The organism is Bacillus sp. JJ1773, assembly GCF_036962035.1.
Lineage (GTDB): Bacteria > Bacillota > Bacilli > Bacillales > Cytobacillaceae > Cytobacillus.
This window is the reverse complement of the sequence record NZ_JBALNX010000055.1, coordinates 58,113-79,252: the sequence shown is the minus strand read 5'-3', so window position 1 is coordinate 79,252 and position 21,140 is coordinate 58,113. Positions and strand designations below refer to the sequence as shown.

20 protein-coding genes are annotated in these 21,140 nt (G+C 38.9%); 2 read left to right on the top strand and 18 right to left on the bottom strand.

All coding sequences use genetic code 11. The features are described 5' to 3' along the window. Positions 1-110: 110 nt before the first annotated feature. The 10 genes from V7127_RS17335 to V7127_RS17290 form a co-directional block, all read right to left on the bottom strand. Entirely contained in the window at positions 111-965 is an 855-nt protein-coding gene (locus V7127_RS17335; protein ID WP_438824022.1) for a GNAT family N-acetyltransferase, read from the bottom strand. Between the two features lie 4 nt (positions 966-969). Continuing rightward, positions 970-2,094: a M20 peptidase aminoacylase family protein gene (locus tag V7127_RS17330; protein ID WP_335488164.1), complete on the bottom strand. Its 1,125-nt coding sequence runs from the start codon at positions 2,092-2,094 to the stop codon at positions 970-972. Continuing rightward, positions 2,091-2,951 (bottom strand): MurR/RpiR family transcriptional regulator, encoded by an 861-nt coding sequence (locus tag V7127_RS17325; protein ID WP_335488160.1) that lies wholly within the window; start codon positions 2,949-2,951, stop codon positions 2,091-2,093. Before V7127_RS17325 ends, V7127_RS17330 begins: the two co-directional genes overlap by 4 nt. A gap of 233 nt (positions 2,952-3,184) precedes the next feature. Next, entirely contained in the window at positions 3,185-3,658 is a 474-nt protein-coding gene (locus V7127_RS17320; protein WP_335488157.1) for a hypothetical protein, read from the bottom strand. After that, positions 3,648-4,034, bottom strand: a complete 387-nt coding sequence (locus V7127_RS17315; protein WP_335488154.1) for a hypothetical protein — start codon at positions 4,032-4,034, stop codon at positions 3,648-3,650. The genes V7127_RS17320 and V7127_RS17315 overlap by 11 nt, the downstream gene beginning before the upstream one ends. Before the next feature lie 281 nt (positions 4,035-4,315). Continuing rightward, positions 4,316-5,893: a SagB family peptide dehydrogenase gene (locus V7127_RS17310; RefSeq protein ID WP_335488152.1), complete on the bottom strand. Its 1,578-nt coding sequence runs from the start codon at positions 5,891-5,893 to the stop codon at positions 4,316-4,318. 23 nt (positions 5,894-5,916) lie between these two features. Beyond that, positions 5,917-7,860: a TOMM precursor leader peptide-binding protein gene (locus V7127_RS17305; protein WP_335488149.1), complete on the bottom strand. Its 1,944-nt coding sequence runs from the start codon at positions 7,858-7,860 to the stop codon at positions 5,917-5,919. Then, positions 7,857-9,818 carry a putative thiazole-containing bacteriocin maturation protein gene (locus V7127_RS17300; protein ID WP_335488146.1) on the bottom strand — a complete coding sequence of 654 codons (1,962 nt, stop codon included), beginning with the start codon at positions 9,816-9,818 and terminating at the stop codon, positions 7,857-7,859. Before V7127_RS17300 ends, V7127_RS17305 begins: the two co-directional genes overlap by 4 nt. Before the next feature lie 180 nt (positions 9,819-9,998). Continuing rightward, entirely contained in the window at positions 9,999-10,301 is a 303-nt protein-coding gene (locus tag V7127_RS17295; protein WP_335488143.1) for a heterocycloanthracin/sonorensin family bacteriocin, read from the bottom strand. A 294-nt stretch (positions 10,302-10,595) separates the two neighbouring features. Beyond that, entirely contained in the window at positions 10,596-11,141 is a 546-nt protein-coding gene (locus tag V7127_RS17290) for an NADPH-dependent FMN reductase (protein WP_335488140.1), read from the bottom strand. Positions 11,142-11,315: 174 nt separating this feature from the next. On the opposite strand from V7127_RS17290, the gene V7127_RS17285 reads away from it, so the two are divergent. Next, positions 11,316-11,525, top strand: coding sequence for a methionine aminopeptidase (locus tag V7127_RS17285; RefSeq protein ID WP_335488138.1), 210 nt, complete (start codon positions 11,316-11,318; stop codon positions 11,523-11,525). A 399-nt stretch (positions 11,526-11,924) separates the two neighbouring features. Here the strand turns inward: V7127_RS17285 and V7127_RS17280 are convergent, their stop codons facing one another. Continuing rightward, positions 11,925-12,989 carry a M14 family zinc carboxypeptidase gene (locus V7127_RS17280; protein ID WP_335488135.1) on the bottom strand — a complete coding sequence of 355 codons (1,065 nt, stop codon included), beginning with the start codon at positions 12,987-12,989 and terminating at the stop codon, positions 11,925-11,927. Positions 12,990-13,356: 367 nt separating this feature from the next. Further along, the gene (locus V7127_RS17275; protein WP_335488133.1) at positions 13,357-14,418 is read right to left on the bottom strand and encodes a DmpA family aminopeptidase; all 1,062 of its coding nucleotides are present in this window, start codon (positions 14,416-14,418) and stop codon (positions 13,357-13,359) included. Positions 14,419-14,596: 178 nt separating this feature from the next. On the opposite strand from V7127_RS17275, the gene V7127_RS17270 reads away from it, so the two are divergent. Then, positions 14,597-16,660, top strand: a complete 2,064-nt coding sequence (locus tag V7127_RS17270) for a molybdopterin oxidoreductase family protein (RefSeq protein ID WP_335488130.1) — start codon at positions 14,597-14,599, stop codon at positions 16,658-16,660. 96 nt (positions 16,661-16,756) lie between these two features. On the opposite strand, the gene V7127_RS17265 is transcribed toward V7127_RS17270, so the two are convergent. The 6 genes from V7127_RS17265 to V7127_RS17240 form a co-directional block, all read right to left on the bottom strand. Next, a complete protein-coding gene (locus V7127_RS17265) occupies positions 16,757-16,966 on the bottom strand; it encodes a hypothetical protein (RefSeq protein WP_335488127.1) in 210 nt (69 codons plus the stop codon). Positions 16,967-17,102: 136 nt separating this feature from the next. Then, entirely contained in the window at positions 17,103-17,480 is a 378-nt protein-coding gene (locus V7127_RS17260) for an SET domain-containing protein (RefSeq protein WP_335345401.1), read from the bottom strand. Between the two features lie 196 nt (positions 17,481-17,676). After that, complete coding sequence (locus V7127_RS17255; RefSeq protein WP_335488124.1) at positions 17,677-18,051, bottom strand: hotdog domain-containing protein; 375 nt, start codon at positions 18,049-18,051, stop codon at positions 17,677-17,679. Between the two features lie 212 nt (positions 18,052-18,263). Beyond that, a complete protein-coding gene (locus tag V7127_RS17250) occupies positions 18,264-19,247 on the bottom strand; it encodes an MBL fold metallo-hydrolase (RefSeq protein ID WP_335488121.1) in 984 nt (327 codons plus the stop codon). Between the two features lie 766 nt (positions 19,248-20,013). Beyond that, a complete protein-coding gene (locus V7127_RS17245; protein ID WP_335488119.1) occupies positions 20,014-20,307 on the bottom strand; it encodes an antibiotic biosynthesis monooxygenase family protein in 294 nt (97 codons plus the stop codon). 119 nt (positions 20,308-20,426) lie between these two features. Beyond that, complete coding sequence (locus tag V7127_RS17240; RefSeq protein ID WP_335488173.1) at positions 20,427-20,897, bottom strand: NUDIX hydrolase; 471 nt, start codon at positions 20,895-20,897, stop codon at positions 20,427-20,429. Between the last annotated feature and the right edge of the window lie 243 nt (positions 20,898-21,140).

The window sequence follows — 21,140 nt, the reverse complement described above, 5'->3', positions numbered from 1 at the left end:
GTCGACCTCGAGGTCATAATTCAATCTGCCATGAATGTTAAAAAACTACCTTCCTGTCAGATGCCTTATGTATGTCGGGGTTGTACAGTCGCCTCCGCTTTTATTTTTTTCTACTTTTTAATACTAAGTGATTGTATCTTCGTTATAACATAATAATGAACAGGCAAATCATTTGTTTTTTGCAGAGCTACTACAGCATAACCTGCTTCAAAAAGGTGCTGAAAGACTTTTCTTGTCTTAAAACGCCAGTCAACGGCTAGCTCATGATCTGTTTTTTTCAATTCTTGAAAATTTGCAGGTACTGGTACAAGGAGGGGCTGATCGATGTTTGTTAGATTTGTCATCATTCCTTGATCTAAATCCCCTAATTTGGGCTGTCCATTGCTTGTTGTCTCCCAGCTGATCAGATGAATTCCTTCGTTAGACTGGACCTCATTCAAACTTTTACTGTCTGAGACATGCTCACTATTAATCCACCAATCGATTTGAAATCGATCAGATGGCAGCCCGCTATTCAGTCCGTCCTCCATTTCACCGTAGCAATTTTCTATATAGGTGCAACAGATGCCGCGAAGCTTATTCATATTGAGGTAGGCATTTCTGCTTTCAAGCGGGTCGAATGTCCATATGATCAATTCGTATCCCTTTTCGGCAGCTTCTCTTTTTTGTTCTACTTTTAATTTTGCACCAATCCCTTTTTCCTGATACTCAGGGTGGATTCCGAGCATATGAGAGCAGAGATAGGTTTGCTTTTGATCAAATCCAGGAAATCCGTAGCTGAATCCAACTAGTTTTTCTTGATCGAAAGCACCTAACATAATGCCGCCATTTTTTGCAGCCGTAACCGTTTGATGAATCGGAATGGCACTCATATTCCATACTTCTTCTTCTAGCTTTTGAACAAGCTTCATTTCACTGCTGCTGTGTAAAGTTCGTATTTCAAAATTTCCATTCAAGATAATCACCCTCTTAGTTGTCTGCCAATGTGTTCATAATGGTTCTCGTTAGAATTTCAATTCCTGAGAACATCGCCTCACGATTAAATGTCATGTTTGGATGATGGAGGCCTGGCGTTAACCCACAACCAAGTCCTAGCATTGTTGCTTTTATGTTCGGTCTCTTTAAAGTGTAAAAGTGAAAATCTTCGCCACCAGACGAAATGATAGGCTGTTTCAACCCAGTTTCACCTAGCGTATCTATAATAGCCTGCTTCATAAATTCAACTGCTTCCAAATCTACCTCCGCAGCAGCCACATTCGCTTTTGTTTCAAATGGAATGTTTACCCCGTACAATAAACTTATTTGTTTAAAAATATTCTCAATTTTTTCCGTTAACTCTTCCATTACTTGATTCGTTTGCGCCCGTACATCAAGGCTAAAGGATCCTCTGCCCGGTATGATATTGCCTGAATCGCCGCCAGCATGGAATTTAGTCATTTTTGCTGAGTACGGAACCATTGGATTTAGATGAATGCCTTTAATTTCATTGACGATTGCGGCACCAATTTCAATGGCATTTTGTCCTAGATGTGGCCTTGCTCCATGTGCATCTTCACCAATTATTTCTCCCGTAATAAACTTAGCAGCTCCATGATAAACGGCAGGTACAGCATATCCATCTTCTAGCTCCTGAATAGGTCTTAGATGAACACCGTATAAGTAGTCAACATCATCTACTACATTCTTCTCGATCATTTTCAATGCCCCTGTTCCCTTTTCTTCAGCGGGCTGGAAAATAAATTTAAGTTTTGCTTTATTCGGGAAGTTTATTTTCTTCAACAGCAGCATGGTTCCGATGATCATCGTCATATGGGAGTCATGCCCACAAGAATGGTTTGCTTTGTATATTCCATCAACTTCCTGCCAAAGCGCATCAATATCCGTTCGTAAACCTACACAAATATCTCCGCTGCCTACTTCGGCAACAAGACCTGTACAATCATCAAAGGTTTTTACTTTAAAGCCCTGTTTCACAAGAAATGTTTGAATGTATTCAGTCGTTTTGAACTCTTCCCAGCTAACTTCAGGATGTTGATGAAAGTAATCAAAAAGGGAGTTAATAGTTGGTTTAAGCTGATCTAAGAAATCTTTCAAGTAACTTCCCCTCCATCAATAAAGAAATAATCTTTAAATAATTCTTCATATTGCTCTTTGCGCTTTTCGAAGCGATTTGAATTTTTTACTGTTACACCGGCAACAACCGCATTTAAAAAAGAAAATAGAGCTGTTGTCGTGTCAATGGCAGATTTATTAAAAGGAAAAATCGGAAATAGCATATCAGAATATTCACTTATCGGTGATTGAGGAGAATCTGTAATCCCGATAATAATTGCCCCCTGCTGCTTTGCTAATTTTGCAATTGTGATCGTCTCTTTTAAATAACGATGAAAAGAGATCGCTATCATGACAGATTGACTATTCATCCCGCTTAACGTGAAAACAATATCATCCGAATCGGAACGGACTAATTTAACCCGATCCTTCACTAAACCAAGTGTAAAAGAAAGCCAATTTGCTGCCGGAAATGATGTTCCCATTCCTGAAATATAGATGGATTCCGCATTTACAAGCTGATCGACCATTCGGTACAATTCATCTTCATTGACAAGCGACATCAATTCTTTAATGCGCTCCCGATCCTTTTCCATGACCTTGGCGAAAAAATTTGGCTCCTCAGCTAACTGGAGCTTTGTTGTATGATAAGTCCCAAGGCTGCTCTCCTGATAAAGGAGCTGTTCGCGCACCTTCTTTTGCAAATCGGAAAAGCCAGATAATTTTATCGCATAACAAAATCGAATAACAGTCGTTTCACTGACCCCCACTTTGAAACCAATTTCATTCGCGGACATCAACGCAAAATCTTTAGGCATTTTGAGAAGGTAATTTGCAACCTTTTGCTGTCCCTTCGAGAGCTGATTATAGTTTGCAAGGATAATCTTTTTTAATTCCATGTTTTTCCCCTTAAAAATGAAGCGTAGACTTAATTTTGGAAAATTAGTGAAGTTTGAACTTCATTTTTATTACTTTTATAAAATAACACATTTCGACAAAATAAACAATAATAATTCTGAAAATTCATCAAAAATTGATTGTTACTTATATTTAAATGGTTCGTAACATTACAGTTGACCAATTGATGCCATAAAAAAAATGCAGCCTTACAAGAAGGTGCATCTAAATAAGTTTATTTAGGAAAAATGACTGAAAGAATTTTATCCATATTCATTCCAGATTCCACTTCATAAATGCCCGGGCGCAGCTCGTTTGATAACCCCCGCTTTTCTACCTCATTTGAAAATGTTCTTGCATGATCAATGATTTTTGCTCTTTCTAGGCTTCTGCCGACATCAATGCTTGTCATACCTGAAGAAACGTTTAACACTGTGCGATAGACAACCTTATTCTCTTTATTGCCTTTATCTTCTTCAGTTTCTGTCGCCTTCTCTTCGTCCGCTTGATCTGCGAGCTGCTTCCATTCTTTTTCTGTATAAATAACATAGCCTTCTGATGATAGCTTGTCCTTCATCTCTTCATTCGATAGTTTTTCAACTTTATTATTTGTAGTTACTTCAGTTGGACTATTAAAGTACACAATCCCGCACAAGGTCGCTGCTGCCACTAATCCACCTGCAAAGCTGCGCATAGATTTAGACGTCATTTTCGACCTTGCCCCTTTCCTCTTTTGGCTTAATATAGGAAGCTAATAGGCTTTCTGCCTCATCTGTACTCAGCTGTTTTTCCAAAGCAATGCTTTCATATGAATATCCGCGCCTATGTAAGTCAATCATCTCACGAAGCAATAGTCTTTTCTCATAAGAAACTGTTTCAATGCCAGCTTCTTTCGCTGTAATTTCAGCATCGATTTCGAGACTTTTAATTTGCTGTTGAAGCTGATACACTTCTTCCATTAATGAGAAGGTAAGTTGATCTATTTGTTGTTCAAGTCTTGATGAAGATTGCCCAGATTTATAAAACGATAAAATGAGCAGCACAATTGCTGCAATAAATAATATGGCTAATGCCCATCCCATCATTTATTCCTCCCTTACTATTTGAATAACTCGCATGTTAAATTATACATGATGTATGTAAGATTTCTATTTAAATAAACAAAACAGATCTATTGTCATAGGTTTATGGCAAATTTATGCGCGGTTAGAATATTTTATTTTAAGTGCCTATCCCTGCCAGTGTAAATCTAGTTAATTAGTCACAATCAATTCTCAAAATTAAAGTATTCAGAAGTGTAAAAGTTGAAAAAAAAGTAATAAGCTACCCAATTTGTATGAGTAGCTTCTCTTAATCTATATTTTTCTTAACTGCGCAAACTTCCTTTCAACCAAAGCCGATCTCGATAGGGGCCAATCGGAATTTGGATAAGACTGGTTTTTCCAGTAGAATCCAGCTGATAAATCTCGTCACATGCATTCGCATCAAAATCGAGAAGCGGGTGCCCCCCCATTCCGTTGGCTAATGCCGCTATCAGTAATCGCTGTACCAACATACCCGCTTCCATTTGCTGGATACGATATCCTCTATACCCAATTGCTTCAATTAAATGATCCTTATCCCCTACTACATGCAGGCAGAGTGGCACTTGAAACAAATTAATATTCGGACCAGTCAATCCGCTTTGCAGCCTAAAGCGGTGATCTCCAAGATCTATCGATCGAAGTGAATGATCACTACTGTCATAATAATAAGCGCCATTTGGAATGCCTTCAACATTATAAAAGCAGCCATATAAGGAAACACGTGGCTTGTTCTTTATATGAATTTCATCCAAATCATTTCGATATGAAAAGGAAGCAGTCGCCTCATTCAGCAGATATGCTAGTTGAATGTGGCTTACTTTTCCCAATACAAAATCCAAGTCAGGTGAATATCGCTTTTTGCAGATTGAAGCTAGATCATACGACAAGCGTTCAACTTGTGGCAGAGATACAGCTTGACCGTTCCGATGCACACGATCTCTCGACTGGATCTTTCGAAACGACTGTGTTGTTTCCATCATAGATGCTTCATTTATCCTTGTTAACATCGAATAGTCTGCAAGTCTCTTTGACCGTTGAAAATGATGATGATGAATCTCCGGCAGCTCTCTGCACAATTCTTCAGAAGTGATTACCCCGTCTTTGTCTCCTAGGTTAGAAGTCCAATTTGTTGGTTCAATCGATAGAGGTATAACTGCATACACGCTTTCCTCCTGTTCGGGCAAACCAAGCAGATGGTTCAATGTCCGATCAAGAAATTGATAATATACCCCTGATGCGTAGCCAAAACGTTTCGACACTTCCAGCAGCTGCCCAATTAGCACACCAGCATCCAACCCTTGCAGCCGGTAGGAAAGGTTATGATACTTAAAGAAATTTTTCCAAAACATAGTCGAAACAAAAACAGTGCCAAAACACGCAGACATATCACAGCCATTCCCAAGAGCATTGGCTAAATATGAATCGAAATTTCCTTCTCGCAGCAGCACTAAACGGTGATGTGCCACGTCATAATGGTACACACCAACAGGCAAATTCTCCAATTTTAAATACATATATAATTCGTTTGGATACAATCCCCCGCCGGAAGGAATGAATCGCCTATACGAATGCATTAGTTCCATTCTGTTTTCTGTAGAATCTAATGGAGAGACTGATTGGGAAAATTGGGTAAGGCCGTTCACATACCATAGAAAATGACCGATTGTGCGAAGGTCAAGCTTTTCAGGTATTCCCCTTCCTTCTAGCATAAGCGGTACTTCTAGAGATAACGGTACTACCGGCAAGTCGCGGTAGAGCTTATATGCTAATGGCGCATCAGCCCAATCTGCTTCCCAGCCCTGCGGAATTATCTTTACAATATCAAAATGGAGATTGTGCAGAAATGTCTCAAGATTCATCTAACTTACCTCCCAGCAACCGCTTATGGAAACGGATGCGGATATGGATTGAGCTGCTCATATGTCAGCGGATGTTTCGAGTAGCCAAGTTCCATTGGTACTGTTAACACTCTATCCAGCCCGAATATGCGGGTAAGATGGTGTCCGAATGTCATCGGCAACATTCCCGGAATCAGCACTTTAACGCAATACAATCCGTTTCGTTTCGTTTCCGATGCCGTCTGGTCTACCACAATGACATCTAGATTTAATCGGCGAAATTCCAGAAGAATATCCCGCAGATCATCGGTCAAGTCTTTATGCTTGGAATTCCATTTGAATTCCTCGTCAAACGTCCTCATTGGACGGTTCTCGTTCAGCAAAAACTGCAGGCGCTCTTCCGCTTGCGGTAATCCGTAAAGCATCCCATGATGATTCATTTTCCGTACAAGTTTAGAATCTTGCAACATTCGCACATACTCTTCTTTGTTCGCTTCAAAATCCGCGTCAAGAGTTAGCATCATGCCTGCCAATTCGTAAACCGCGCTTTTCGCTGCTCGTACTGGGTCCAAATGTGCACCAGCAGCGCAAATAATATTTAGTCCCTTTTCTTTCTTGTTTTTCGCCAATGCCAATACGCTTGGAATTCCATTCTCCATCGTCGAGTTATAAAAATACAATTCATATCCTGCAACCGCACGTGCACGTTCGATCATCAATTGTAATTCTTGGTCGTTTGCGGAATAAGGGTCAAGACGAGGGAGTGGTAGCTGGGCGTACCAAGTCATCAAAAATGAATCACGCTCTACCACTTCCATTATTCCATAGAAAATGGCCTCCTCTAAACTTCCTCCCAAAGCACATCCGTTGGAAGTTTCATAGACAAAGCCCTCATCGCAACCCAAACTGTAATAAGCAAGCAGCTCTGGAACTAGAATCGGACGCTCTTGCATAAACGAATAGCCCCATACCCAATTCATTGAGCGTTCGGGATGAAACGGTTCGAACGGAAAATCAGGTAGTGAATACTGATCCTTAGTGTGTACGCCTACTTGGAAAGGATTGAGTGCTAGATGTTTTAGGTTTTGGAAACTGTCATAGACGACTGTCCGCTTTCCATGCGGAGACAAACCGCAGTACCTCTCCAAACCTTCTAAAATAGCTGTCGATTCACTTACCGCATATGAATTGGTCCTGCCTCCCACTCCTTCGTCTCCCGAGAACAACGGCAAATTGACACCTACATCGGCAAATGGTGTCTTAATGTCACACATTTTTCCATTTAAAAAGCCAGTCCGATGGTCCAAATAATCTTTGACAAGAATTTTATTCAGTTCATCCATCGATCGGGTGCGGTAACTATCATGACTGATTTTCGGGCTGGGCTGCAGCGATATTTGGGCCTCAGTCGCTGAATCGTCAGGTAATTGTCCACAAACTGCACACAAGGAGTCCGGCAAAAAGAATTGCCGTGAACTATTCAATGTTTTTAGATTGATTAATAATATATGATTTTCCAGGCGCGACTTATCACCTTGCAAAATGCTTTCCACCTCTGCTTCAATTAGGTGGGTCATCTGTAAAATTCCCGTTCGCGATGCCCAAGGATCACGCGGTTTTCCTCCTTGGTTAACAAGTCTCTGCTCAATCTCCCACATCTCATTACGATCTCGTCCGGCCATAAGACGTCTAATGTTTGCACACTGGGAACACCCTGGCTTGCCTTTTTCTACTAAGGGGCCGACAACTCCCTCGCCGAATGAAACGAATCCTCGCAGCCAAGGGATACCGGTTATTTGCGATAACTCTTCTGCCTTTTGATGAACTGAGGGATTCCAAGTATCGTGCAATACAAGAACCAATTTTGCCGCTTGTGGTAGATCTGTCTCAAAATCAGCTAGTCGAACGATCTCGTATTGAGTGGATAGTTCTGCAGAAACGCTGTCTGCCAACAATCCTCTTCCGACAACTACTACGACAGCACTCACTGGGATTCCTCCTCCCGTATCATCACACCATAAATCCCTTCCAGTCCCATTTTCAAAAATGGTTCCATCTCTACTTCGAAGACAAGAAGCTGCTTGTGGCTTCTTTCTAACATTTTTATTGCTAAATGAAGCAAAGCTGGTTCTGTAGGCACTTCACACTCATGAATAACAAGGCTTCGATGCTCACTTTCTTCCAGACGTACGCTTGAAACCTCCACCACCTTTGTCGTAAGGAAAGCCGAATCATTTTGTACTATCATAATCACATGTTGCAGAACATTTCGTAACGCCCCTGTGATATTCAACCCTACACTGCCATACCAGCTTCCGTTCGTACCAATCCATACTACGGGGAATCCGGCCAATTCCTCCCCTAAGCCTATTATTGGTTCTCCCCTCATCATCGTTAGTGCCTGAAAATAATAACGACAACGCTCATCCTCTATCTCACTTAAGTACACCCGTGAGACAGAATTTTTCTGATGGACCAATTGTTTGTTTAGTTCCATTTCCAAACACTTTTGCAATCCGCGGCCAACACCTTCTGCAAATGTTTCCCCGGCTCCAAAACCAATATTCTTCTGGTCTGTTAAACTGCTAACCACACCATTGTGTAGGGGCAGAGAAGTAATGAGAAGATTAGTAGTTTGTGATACATAAGCCTCGATTCCTGACAGTCCTGCTTCTTTCAGTGCCTCTTCATGTGTCAAACCGGTAACAATCATCTCAGGCAACAGCTCTGCTGGTCCTTCCGACAGCAAGTCAACTGCCTGAACACGACACTGAGCGAGCGGCAGCTGCTTTAAGTCCCCCTCTTCCCAAATATGAAAAATGCCTGATTCAGCTGATGTTAACTGGCTAAAGAAAAAGAGTAATTTACTCGAATCACCTTTATTCATGCTACGTTCAAGCCATGAATCTATATCTTGTACCCATTCAGCAGACACACCACTAGCGACCAATGGGTGTGGCACGAAGGAATGCCAGCTTCCTTCCAGCGTATTCAGATTAAGCAGGAAAATTTGATTATTCTGTTCCGATTCCCTCACTTTCGTACTCTCTTTGAATAATTCAAACACGATCACATTAGCCAACATCGCTCCCGCAGTAGATGAGAAGGCGGTTAACTGCTGGTCTCTAAAAAATACAGATTGATGGATACGGTTCCAAGCTGACTCCCAGCATGCACTAGAGTCTGGATGCACCAAAGGACCTGCAAGTCCCACCTGGTCTAGGCAAATAGCTGGTATAAACACCTTCTTTTCTTCCCTGCAAATCCTATGAAGATTCCGCAGTTCCTCTATATCATCCTTTTGCGAGATATACAAAATTGATTGATAATCCTGCACAATTTCACGCCATGAACTCTCGCTTTTATCCTGAAGGATGACCTCCTCTACAGCTATTTCAGGGTCTGATTTACGTGCATGTTCCTCCAATTCTGTTATACGCCGTCTATTTGTCTGTACCGAATCCGTAATTAGTACATGAAACTTTGGCAAGCCTGATTCAAGTAAAGCTGAAACCAAGGAAACAAAAAAAGGACCGGAGCCAACTGCCAAAACCTTTGCTTGACGATAGACTTGAAACCGGTACGCACCCGAGTCACCGAAACTGTCTAAAAATTCTATTTGAGAAGCATGCTTATTACGTATCTGATCCGTCAGTTGATGTGGACGATCTTGGCTTACATCCCTTACAAACCCGTTTTGATAAAGCACTTCTGCAATTTCATACACCCGATCCCGATATGGATCCGGCAATCCGTCAGTCAAATTAGCCAACGTGTACTCCCCGTTGAACATAGGCACCAGCTTTTCAACCCACTTATCGATCATATTGCCTTCCATCCGAAACGAACATAGGTTATTCCGAAAATATACTCCACTGTTGGGATCTGGGAAAAAAAATGTATCCCCTTTCACTCTCAAACGCATAGACGGGGTTAAATTCGTCATTTCGCTCCTCCTTACTCGTGAGCTGTACTTCAATCACCATATTATTTTCACTATTACCCTATGTACCGAAATTTGTCCTATATGTCTCATCTTTTAGAGAAAAGCCCCGGCAAAACAACTTTGCGGGGGCAAATCTTCTCCATTGGCAACCATGTTTTTCGATAAAAAACTAAAAACTGATTAACGGCAACGTCCGAAACCGCCGCAACGTCCGAAACCGCCGCAGCGTCCGAAACCACCGCAGCGTCCGAAGCCGCCACAGCGTCCGAAGCCGCCACAGCTGCCGAAACAGGAACCAAAACCGAAACAAGAGCCAAATCCGAAACAAGAACCAAAACCTAGACCAAAACCAAAACAAGAACCAAAACCCATAGTGCCAAATTGTCGATCCATGGATTCCTGATATGGATCCCAAGGAATTGCCGCGTTTGCGTAGAAATCACCAACATTCAACATTTGGAGATCACTTTGAAAATCATACATTTGCATAGCCTCCCTATTTTTTATACAGGTGTCTAGCAACAAGGAATAATCACAGCTTAGCCATAATGAATAGGTTAACGCACCTATACCTTTCCTCAACAAATTATGTAATGCGTTTGGGTATTGTTACCAAAGTAAAAGCCTATTTTAATTACCAGATCACTATCTATTAAAAAACATCCAGGACACATGTTATGACCTTGGATGTTCAGAGTTATTTAAAATCTTTCAATTTTTCAATGTAATTTTTTACCAAATTTAAAATAGACCTTTTAAATAGGGCTGTCCTTCTGTTTAAATATTCCTCTTTACTAATCCTTTTTGCATCATCACTAATTCATTCGCCAGCTCTTTAATACGATTTAATATATCCTCATCTACTATTTCATTTTTATCATTAAAATGACTGTGGTTTACGTAAACATAGCTTGGCGCCACATAACAGCGGTAATATCCGGCAATTGGCCTTAACTGATTTTCTATTACGAGGTAGTGCTGATAGGTCCCTCCATTAGCTGCAAACCCCATCACCTTATGTCTGAAAACGGATGGGGGCAATAAATCAAAAATATTTTTTAATGGTGCGGGAAAAGAACCATTAAAGATTGGAAATCCTATTAAATATAAGTCCGCCTCAGAAACTGCTTTCATCACTATTTTTGTATCATTATTGTATAATTCCGGTTTTCTGCCATCACAAAATTCTACTTCATAATTTCGCAAATCAAGAAGTTCTGTATCAATTTCAGGGTGTTTTGTTTTGATTATTTTAAGCACTGAATCTACTAAAACGGCAGTTTTTGACCCAATAATTGTTCCTGAAATACCTAGTATCTTCATCTTAAAAGACTCCATCCCATATAATATTTTTCTGTAAATCCCCTCATATTTAGCTTACAGCTTCAAGCCCCATTTTATGCTTTTCAGAAATAAAACGAGTTTCTTTAGTATTAACCTTGTATAAAATTAGTGATTTTAATAAAAAATAAGAAAAAAACGATAGGAGCGACAAAAATGGGTCTAGTGAAAGCATTTAATGATTGGAGAGCTGCAAGGTATGAAAACCATGTTGCCCAAATGAAGGACATGAACAAATGTCCTGAATGCTATGGAAGAGGCTTTATGCCTTATCCAGCGAATGAATTCGCCTTTTATGGCAATTTACTCGATTGTCCAGGGTGTAACGGCAGCGGCGATTACGCGGATTGGAATGAGTTAGTCTGACAAGGATTTAACATTAATCGAAAGTTCCTGCAATGCAATGAGACAAAAACGATTACCGACTTGTAAAACTACGCTTACGGACACCAGTTCCGTAATGTTTGATAAAGTTAGATAATCCCCTAAAGTTTGCGGACATAGGGGTCGTTATTTTGTAAAAAAGCAGTAATTTCTTGTAAATTTTTATAATTAACGTACTTAGGGTCCGCTAACGCCTTAAATTAGGGTCTTTTAATGAGATTAACGGATCTATTGTCCGGATTTAATTAAAAAGTAAAAAAATAACGCTCAAATCCGAGCGTTATTTTTTATTACTTTGTTATGCGATTTATCTGTTGATTAAAATGTTAAATGAGATGTTTTTCTTTACATAATCGGAACGATCTATTACAAACTTACATATTATTCATCGGATTCTTCACTTTGTCTATTTGTTTGTGTAGGAAGTGTGTCCCAGAAGCTTGTATCGGCTGATTCAATTGATCCGTCAGCGATTGCACGAACAGTTGAATCTAGTGTAGTAATCGTTTGTTTAATCAAATAGCCATTACTCTTTTGGCCAATCGCATAAGATTCAATATAATGATCAGACATGCCGCGCATTTCAAACAATAAAGTAGAAATATCATAATATGCAGCAATTCCATTACGTCCAATATTATTAGTCGAGCCTCCTGAATATTTTCCAAGATGTCCCCAGCCTGTCGGTTGAATCGCATTAAATACAACTGATCCTAGCTTTTTAGACCCTTCTAACACTTCAGGTTTCACACTTGGACTAGTCGGATAAAGGATGGAACCAGAAACAAGCTGCCCTTCTGTTTCACTTAGCGTTCCTTGGTGATGCAGGTCAATCAAATAATCAATCTCGTATTTTTGAAGAACATTTTCATGCAAAGCCCTTGCTTCAGGCTCCATTTGACTAGGAGCTTTATCATGCTCTCGGTTTAAATCAACATAATTAGCATTGTAGCGTGTTAAATGTCGATCTCCATCTGCTAAATAATTTTCAAGTGAGAAATCAACATCTCCCATCGCTCCATCGGCATTTAACATCGGAATAATAAGAACGTTTACATTATCGAGCACACCTTTTGTCTTCCCTGTTCCCAGATGTTTAATAAATTCTAGAGCCCCTTCAGTTGTAAGCTGTTCATTTCCGTGCTGCTGAGTTAGAAATAAAATAGTCGGGTTAGCTGGATTCGAAATATATTTTGCCATGTAAATATCACGGCCTTTGACAGTTTGGCCAATTACCTCCAGCTCCATTGCCTGTTGCTTAGCATCCTGGGTTTTCAGATATTCAACTAAACTATCATATGTATGAAGAATTGATGTTTGAATTGAACCGTTCCCAGCACCTGGCCCATTCCCAACAGCTTGTACGGGCATGGAAACAGCTGTTACTGCCCCTAATGCCATTAAACTTGATAATGAAACAGAAAGTACCTTCTTTTTTAAGCTCATAAACGTTCCTCCCAATTCCGATTTGATGTTACACGCTCATTGTACGATTTGAGAGAAATTATGTTAATAGAGTGACTGACCTAATTGTTTGACAAAATAGGCTATATCAATTGTAGATATTTATCCAATAATAGGGAAAAAGTGTATAAAATATATATATTATGGGGGATCTGTCACTTATATTGATCCCCACAGTCATTAAAATTTAGTGCAAAACACCTCTATTATTTATTTCTTCCTAAAAAGCATTTGAAAGATGCTACTTCCGACAGAGTGAAATCTGAAAACAACGGAAGAATAATGTCGAAATATCAGCCAAACCACTAGGAATTTAGGTCGAAAGTTGGAAGAAATTTGTTTTTTTAGTCTAAACCTGAAAAAGTCCCTCTACCACTTTTCCTTCTCTTCCGTGAGTTGTTTCAGCTTGTGATAGAGAATTCCAAATCGCTTCCTCCGTGACCTCAGCAGCTGCAGTAAAAATTTGGTTAAAGATTGGCTGGTCCTCCCTAATGAATCTTCCTGTATCATAATTCTCTTTGGAATAATGAGAAATTGTATTAGCAGTTGAAAAAGCAATAACAATATCCCCACTGCCATGGCCAAAATGGCTTCCAGTTCTACCAAGACCGATGCCGCACCGCTTTGCAACCCTCTCAAGCTGCCGATCACTTACAGGAATATTTGTTGCTAGCACGATGATGATCGATCCATCTGATGTTTTCGAAATACTATTACCATTAAGCTCCCCATGAGAAAACTTTTCCTTTGGCAACTCTTCTTTAGAGCCAAAATTTGTTAAAACCATGCACCCAATTATGTATTCCTTTTTTTCCAATTCATCATAAATCACTCTCGAGGAACTTCCAATCCCTCCTTTATATCCGAAGCAAACCATTCCCTTGCCAGCACCTATTGCTCCCTCTTGTGAAAGATTTGTTGTTGCAGATGTAATGGCTTCAATCGCATGACTAGATTGTACAGGGAATTTTCGAATGGAATTTAAGATTCCATCATTACATTCGCCTGTAACAATATTAATCGTTCCTGTTGTATCCCCAATCTCTGGGTTCATTTCAAGCATATATTCTAATGTCCCTTGGGTTACTGCTGGGACGCCAAATGTATTTGTTAACATAATAGGGGATTCTATAACACCTAGCTCATTCACTTGAATGAGTCCTGCCGTTTTCCCGTACCCATTAATAACATAGCTTGCAGCAACAACCTTTTCTTGAAAAAGATTACCGCCGTGTGGAAGAATCGCCGTCACTCCTGTGCACGCGTAATCCTCCCCATCCATTGGAAAATTAAGTGTTACATGACCTACTTTTACACCTTCTACATCTGTAATGCAATTTTTCTTGCCAGTTTTCAATGTACCTACTGTATAACCTCTTTCTCTAATTTTCTTGCCGGCTGATTTATACATGTCAATCCTCCATCAGTATTATTAATGTCTACTCATGTAAATCATAACAAAATTATTCCAAATTGTGCTATTGTTTGAAATCAAACTTGCAGGAGCAATTGTTGCTACTCCTAGAAATCTATTCTATGATATTATTATTTAAACAAAATCTTATTCTACTTATAAAGGAGACTAACCCATGCCCTCTTTTGTACATGAGCGAAATGGTGTATTCCCATCTGTATGCCCCCTCGATTGCCCGGATCAATGTGGACTTCTTCTACATAAAGAGGATGGAAAAATCGTAAAAGTGGACGGAGATCCTAATCATCCCGTCACGAAAGGGAATATTTGCAACAAAGTGCGTAACATGACAGCACGTATTAATGATGAAAACCGATTGAAATATCCGATGAAAAGAACAGGCCCGAAAGGAACAGAATCGTTTGAAAGAATTAGCTGGGAGGAAGCGATTAACACCATAACTTCACACTGGAAGGAACTCATCCAAACGGACGGACCTGAAAGCATACTTCCCTATAGCTTCTACGGAAATATGGGCAATTTAACAGCGGAAGGAATGGACCGCCGCTTTTTTCACAGGCTTGGTGCATCACAGCTAGACCGCACGATCTGTCAGTCGGCTGGGACAGTAGGCTATAAGTACACAATGGGCGGAAGTTTTGGAATCGATCCAGAGGAAACCATACATTCAAAGTTAATCATCTTTTGGGGCGTTAATGCCGTGAGCACAAATATGCATCAGGTCGCACTTGCACAAAAGGCTAGAAAAAATGGAGCAAAAATCGTTGTAATAGATGTTCATAAAAACCAAACTGGACGGCTTGCTGATTGGTTTATTCCAATTTTTCCAGGAACAGATTCTGCGTTAGCACTTGGAATCATGCATATTTTATTTGATGAAAATAGAGTAAATGAGGAATTTTTACAGGAGTTTACAGTCGGTCACCATGAACTCCGTGAGCATGTTAAGCAATATCATCCTACTGCAGTTTCTGAAATCACGGGTGTACCTATTGAGGATATTTATAAACTTGCACGTATGTACGGGGAAACCTCTCCATCTTATATTCGAATTGGAAATGGACTTCAACATCATGATAATGGCGGGATGGCCATCCGTACAATCGCCTGTCTGCCGGCTTTAACCGGACAATGGCTGGAAAAAGGCGGTGGCGCTATTAAGGGGAATTCTAGTTATTTAGCTCATAATTCCGAGGCTTTGCAACGTCCAGAACTATTGGAAAACAAAAACACACGGATAATCAACATGAACCAGCTTGGCCAGGCTCTCTTAGAGCTGGAGCCACGAGTTAAGTCCTTATATATTTATAGCTCTAATCCGGCTGTTGTTGCCCCTGAAGGTAATAAAGTTAGAAAAGGACTAGAGCGTGATGATTTATTTGTTGTTGTTCATGATTTATTTATGACAGAAACGGCAAAATACGCTGACATTGTGCTGCCAGCAACCTCATCCTTTGAAAATATGGACTTTTATAGCTCGTATTGGCACCATTTCATTCAATTGCAACAGCCCGTAATCGAGCCTCATGAAGAAGCAAAATCGAATGTTGATGTTTTCCGTTTGCTTGCGGATGGGATGGGCTATCATGAACAAGCCTTTAAAGATACGGAAGAGGACATGATCAGACAATCTTTAGATAATCCAACTAATCCTTATATTGATGCCATAAGTTTTGAGGGCTTAGTTGAACAGCAATATATGAAGGCAAATGTCAAACCATTATTTCCTGGAAAGCTATCAACACCAAGCGGAAAAATTGAACTTTATTCTGAACAAATGAAGCGAGAAGGGTATCCGGCTCTTCCAACCTATATACCAATTCATAAAGATGAAGATTTCCCATTTTTATTCGTTCCAGCGCCTAATCATAATTTCTTGAATTCAACTTTTTCCAATAATGAGAAGCATGTTTCCCTAGAAAAGGAACCTAAGCTTCATTTAAATCATGAGGATGCACATGAATTAGATATTGTAGATGGAGAGACTGTACGGGTTTGGAATAATCGCGGAGAATGTGAACTAAAGGCAGCTGTTGGAGATTTGGTCCTTCCGGGTGTGGTCGTTTCTCAAGGATTATGGGCAGATACCCCGGGTAAAAAACACCATGTAAACTCACTTACACCAGACCGGATTTCAGATATGGGCGGCGGAGCAACCTTTTTTTCCGGACGGGTGAAGGTGGAAAAGCTAAATGTATCAGATGGAATCAATAAATAATTTGTTCATAGATTTGAATAGTTATTACTAAAACGCTTGGAATTAGTTTCCAAGCGTTGTTTTTTTTAATCTGCACTTCGTTTATTCTCTATACATTTAGCGTGACGCTTTAGGCGGTTGGCACACGTCGCATTTGCGTTGGTGATTATTTTTAAACTTCGTAAATGTTTTTTCAAAATTGCTGCCACATGCACAATTAAATAATAACTTCTGAGAAAAACCGTGATATTCCGTTGCTAGCAACTTACTATCCGAATTTTTCTCAACAAATTCTTTAATTTTACCGATTGTCCATCGTTTATTCATGCTCTTACACCTCTCTATTTTACCCTTCCGGCATCCGTCCATATTGAGCAAAATCTGTAATTATCATAAGTTTCTCATTATAACATGATCTGTCACACTATTAAGCAGACGTAATATTGAATATCTTTCTATCCATTTAGTCCTGATTAAACCACAATGGATCTTTGTCATCAACATCACCATTATAATTGATTAGAATCTCATCTCCTGCTTTAATATCTGTAAAAGCATAGAAGTCGAATGTATGATTTTCAAAATTAATCTCATAAATAGCATTGGGTTCATAAGAATGATTAAACAACATTCCATAACCAAGAAGGATCGCAGAATGATTTTTCCCATACTCAAAAGCGTAATCAGCGAGTAGGGTCTGCTCAATGTACTGATGCTGGTCGTTTGGATATGAAATGACAGGCGCTTCATGTAAAAGCTCTCCTTTTTTGATATCACATGTTGCAAATACCCCTCTATTGAATTCTCCATTACTTAGTGAAGATGTTTTTACCTCAATCATGTTGTTTTCCTTCTCACTTTTAAAATTTTTCTTTCTAACTGTAACATTAATTTGAACAATATGCTCTATTTATTTCGAAAAGAGACTTTCCGATTTATCATTAGGATATGTACTCGCTAACTATTTCCATACCTTTGGTTATTCCAAGTTCTTTATCGTTTGTTACGGAGTTATGGTTGTATCGTTCAAGACAAAATTATAGTATCACTCCTGAAAAATCCCCGCTCAGCACTTCCTTCTCATATTGATTTTTGCATAAAAAGGAAGCAGATATACGAGTTCTATTATTCTGTTTTTCGAATTGCTCAATTGTTACTTCACAAATAATCGTATCTCCTGTAAAAACTGGTCTCAAAAACTCAAAATTCATCGTACGAGCGAGTACGTTGTTATCTCCTCCAATTTTTGTTGGTAATGTAGCAGTCAACAATCCTTGAACGACAAGCCTCTCTTGTTCATCAGGATGAATATGGTGATTCCCCTCATCCCCAGATATTTTTGTAAACAATTCCACATCTTTTTTTGTGAATTTCCGTTCAAATGTAATAATATCGCCTACTGTTAAAGACAATTCTATTCTCCCCTTTTTACTTTCAATTATTTTAATAATTTGAGCGGACATTGAGTGCGCTATTTACGAAAAAACACAGGAAATTACTGCTTTTTTACAAAATTGCGGAACCTATGTCCACAAACATAAGGAATTAATTCATTTTTGCTCAAATAAAGGAACAAATGTCCGCCAAGCCTAGATAGAAATAAAATAGCGTCCCACCCTTTTAGTTAATACAGAAAATCTTGAGGTTTCCAATCTTTCGGCTTAATACTCTTATTCATCCATTCCTTTTGTGGCGGTTGATAGGGGGCAGTGGCCATTAAATGATTGTTATGCCAGCTTGCTGCCCCGGAACGAATCATTTCATCGAGGAGAATTTGTATAAATTCCACAGGCTGAAGCTGGAAACTGTAACGTGCAAAGTCTTGGAACCAACCACAATTTAGAAGATACTGATCGATTTCTTCTTTTGCCAATCCGTTTTTAATGATAAGGGTGAATGAAAAAATCCTCTTGCAGGCATGCCATGAGATTTTATCTGGTGCCTTTAGCCACTTTTCAAACCGTTCCCTTGCAGAATCAATGGCAGTATGAGGATTCTCCATTTGTGGCCCATGTCCTGAATATGCCTGTTTTATCTGGAGCTTGGACAACCGATCCAAACTTTCGATAGATCGTTGGATCGATGCAACACCCTCTCGAAAGGTATTTAACCAGCCGATATCATTTTTGTGAAAGAGATCCCCGGATATTAATATTTTCTCTTCAGGATCATATAATGAAATATGCCCTAACGTATGTCCCGGTGTGTGCAAGACTTTAAAAGTTCTACTTCCCGTATAAATTTCATCATTATCTGAAAGCTTCCTATCTACTTGATAGGGTTCTACAGGCTGATCTAACCATTCCGCACTACAGGCTTCAGGATCACAAGAATTAATAATATCGGCATCCCATTTATGAGCAGCAATCTTCACACCGTAATTTTTTTGAAGATGAAAATTCCCACCTACATGGTCACTATGATAATGTGTGTTCACTATAAGGTGTAATTCTTCTGGTGAAACACCATGATCTTTTATTAGTTGCTCAGTTTCTTTCACATCACTCCCAAAACCAGTATCAATAAGAATCGGGAGCTGATCCTGAATTAGAACCATGTTTGCACTTGGAAATTTTCTTTCAAAAAAAATAATCCTAGATTTTTTCAAACGGTATCCCTCCTACACCATTATGGTTGAGCGTTCGCTCAATTTTATTATAAATAATTTACAGAATATTTAAAATAAAAATCATCCCAATAACTAATTTGTCACATCAATTAAATTAAAAAGGGCCTTGCCAGTTAAAGCAAAGCACCCTGTTACTTGAAATTTTTTTATGAATCGTACTAGCAAGACAACATTTTTTCAACTAAAAATGAGCAAAGACTCAACCCTTTAAACTTGTTTGTATGTTTACGATGATGAGTAATACTAATATTATATCTGTTGCACTAGATAGTTTAATAGTCTTCACAATCTTTGCACTTACAAAGAAAAAGGGCTGCCATAGCAACCATTTTCTACATTCATGTTTTGTTTAAATAGATAGAACCTTATTTTTTCGGCATTCTCGACAACTTAATAAAAACTCCTAACCCCGCTAAGAAAAACCCTAAACAAAATAAGCTAGCTGGACTCCCCCAAACTATTTCACCCATTTAAAAACCCTCCAACACTATTTTTAGGTATATTTTACCATGTTCATAATAAATTTTGAATATTTTTATTAATTCGAGAGAAAATTTTTTGGGAACCTTCTATGACGAAAAAGATAGCTTACGCAAATATTTTCTTTCAGGCTTGTTAAACTCACGTTAGTAAAAAAAGAGTCTCCACTTATTGTAGAAACGCATTTTTCTAGCTTAATAGAAACCTAGTATAGATACATATAAAAACAACAACTAGAACCCAACGTATGCTTGTTCAATATCCTTTAAATCGGTACATTTTCAAAATGTTCAACTATTGGAAATGGGTCGTAGAAATGATGTAATTGTTTTTTCCATTCTTGATACTCTTTTGATTGTCTAAATCCAATTGTATGATCTTCTAAAGTTTCCCATTTCACAAGTAATAAATATTTCCCCTCAACTTCTATACATCGTTGTAATTGGTGGGATATGTACCCTTTCATTGATGAAATAATTTCTGATGCTTCACGAAATGCTTCTTCAAATTCCACTTCCATACCTATCTTAACTTGCAACATTGCAGCTTCTAATATCATACAATTACCCCCATTTTACGATTATACCATCTGTGAATTTTCTCCTTTTAATCTCTTGGAACCATTAGTACAATATAAAATCTTTATTTTTGAAAAAGATTTTTTAACCACTGTTCACCTCATTGGAAATAAATTTCATCATTTTCCTTTTGTAAAAATAAATCTTTAGGGTAAGGTAAAGCAAGTTCAGGCATATTACTGGGACTAAAATATTGTAGTTCAGCAGTTTCGTTATCAATTGGACCTAATTCACCACTTTGAATAACGCAATCAAACATATAGCCGATATACTCCACTTGATGACCATTAGGATATTCGTAACGAAAGTCTTTCCCACCAAATACGCCTAATAACTTTTTTGGCACAACATATAATCCCGTTTCTTCCCATACTTCACGAACAACTGCTTCGGCAGGTGCTTTTCCAAGTTCAAGTGCACCAGCAGGAAGACTCCACTTCTCGCCATTCCCTTTGTTTTGTAATAAAATTTCACCCAAATTGTTTCGAACAATTCCTGTTACACTTGGCATAAAAATAAGTTCATTACCGACTTTTTCTCGGAGGTTTTTATAATAATCCGACATTGCCATTTTTCTAACCACCTTGAAATATTAATTTCTATTTAAATTCTCTCCGATATACAAAAACACCTGTTTTTCTTCAACTAAACTTCAATTATCTTAATAACTCCTGCAGAAAAGACGTTTATCCCACTTGGATCAAACACATAAATCTAGAATGAAGATTAATTTTTGATATGACATGGAAATATTAAAAGACCAAACCCTTCGATTTGGTCTGAAAACTAGTTAATTATTTCTGTACTATTTTTT

Excerpts from the sequence above, each read along its gene's own strand:
- V7127_RS17315 (WP_335488154.1), bottom strand. The coding sequence starts at position 4,034 with ATGATGGGATGGGCATTAGCCATATTATTTATTGCAGCAATTGTGCTG.
- V7127_RS17275 (WP_335488133.1), bottom strand. The coding sequence starts at position 14,418 with ATGTATAAATCAGCCGGCAAGAAAATTAGAGAAAGAGGTTATACAGTA.
- V7127_RS17325 (WP_335488160.1), bottom strand. The coding sequence starts at position 2,951 with ATGGAATTAAAAAAGATTATCCTTGCAAACTATAATCAGCTCTCGAAG.
- V7127_RS17240 (WP_335488173.1), bottom strand. The coding sequence starts at position 20,897 with ATGGCAATGTCGGATTATTATAAAAACCTCCGAGAAAAAGTCGGTAAT.
- V7127_RS17300 (WP_335488146.1), bottom strand. The coding sequence starts at position 9,818 with ATGACGAATTTAACCCCGTCTATGCGTTTGAGAGTGAAAGGGGATACA.
- V7127_RS17295 (WP_335488143.1), bottom strand. The coding sequence starts at position 10,301 with ATGTATGATTTTCAAAGTGATCTCCAAATGTTGAATGTTGGTGATTTC.
- V7127_RS17290 (WP_335488140.1), bottom strand. The coding sequence starts at position 11,141 with ATGAAGATACTAGGTATTTCAGGAACAATTATTGGGTCAAAAACTGCC.
- V7127_RS17245 (WP_335488119.1), bottom strand. The coding sequence starts at position 20,307 with ATGATATTAGAAGCTGCAATGTTGCAAGTTAAGATAGGTATGGAAGTG.
- V7127_RS17260 (WP_335345401.1), bottom strand. The coding sequence starts at position 17,480 with ATGATTGAGGTAAAAACATCTTCACTAAGTAATGGAGAATTCAATAGA.
- V7127_RS17265 (WP_335488127.1), bottom strand. The coding sequence starts at position 16,966 with ATGAATAAACGATGGACAATCGGTAAAATTAAAGAATTTGTTGAGAAA.
- V7127_RS17310 (WP_335488152.1), bottom strand. The coding sequence starts at position 5,893 with ATGAATCTTGAGACATTTCTGCACAATCTCCATTTTGATATTGTAAAG.
- V7127_RS17280 (WP_335488135.1), bottom strand. The coding sequence starts at position 12,989 with ATGAGCTTAAAAAAGAAGGTACTTTCTGTTTCATTATCAAGTTTAATG.
- V7127_RS17285 (WP_335488138.1), top strand. The coding sequence starts at position 11,316 with ATGGGTCTAGTGAAAGCATTTAATGATTGGAGAGCTGCAAGGTATGAA.
- V7127_RS17270 (WP_335488130.1), top strand. The coding sequence starts at position 14,597 with ATGCCCTCTTTTGTACATGAGCGAAATGGTGTATTCCCATCTGTATGC.
- V7127_RS17320 (WP_335488157.1), bottom strand. The coding sequence starts at position 3,658 with ATGACGTCTAAATCTATGCGCAGCTTTGCAGGTGGATTAGTGGCAGCA.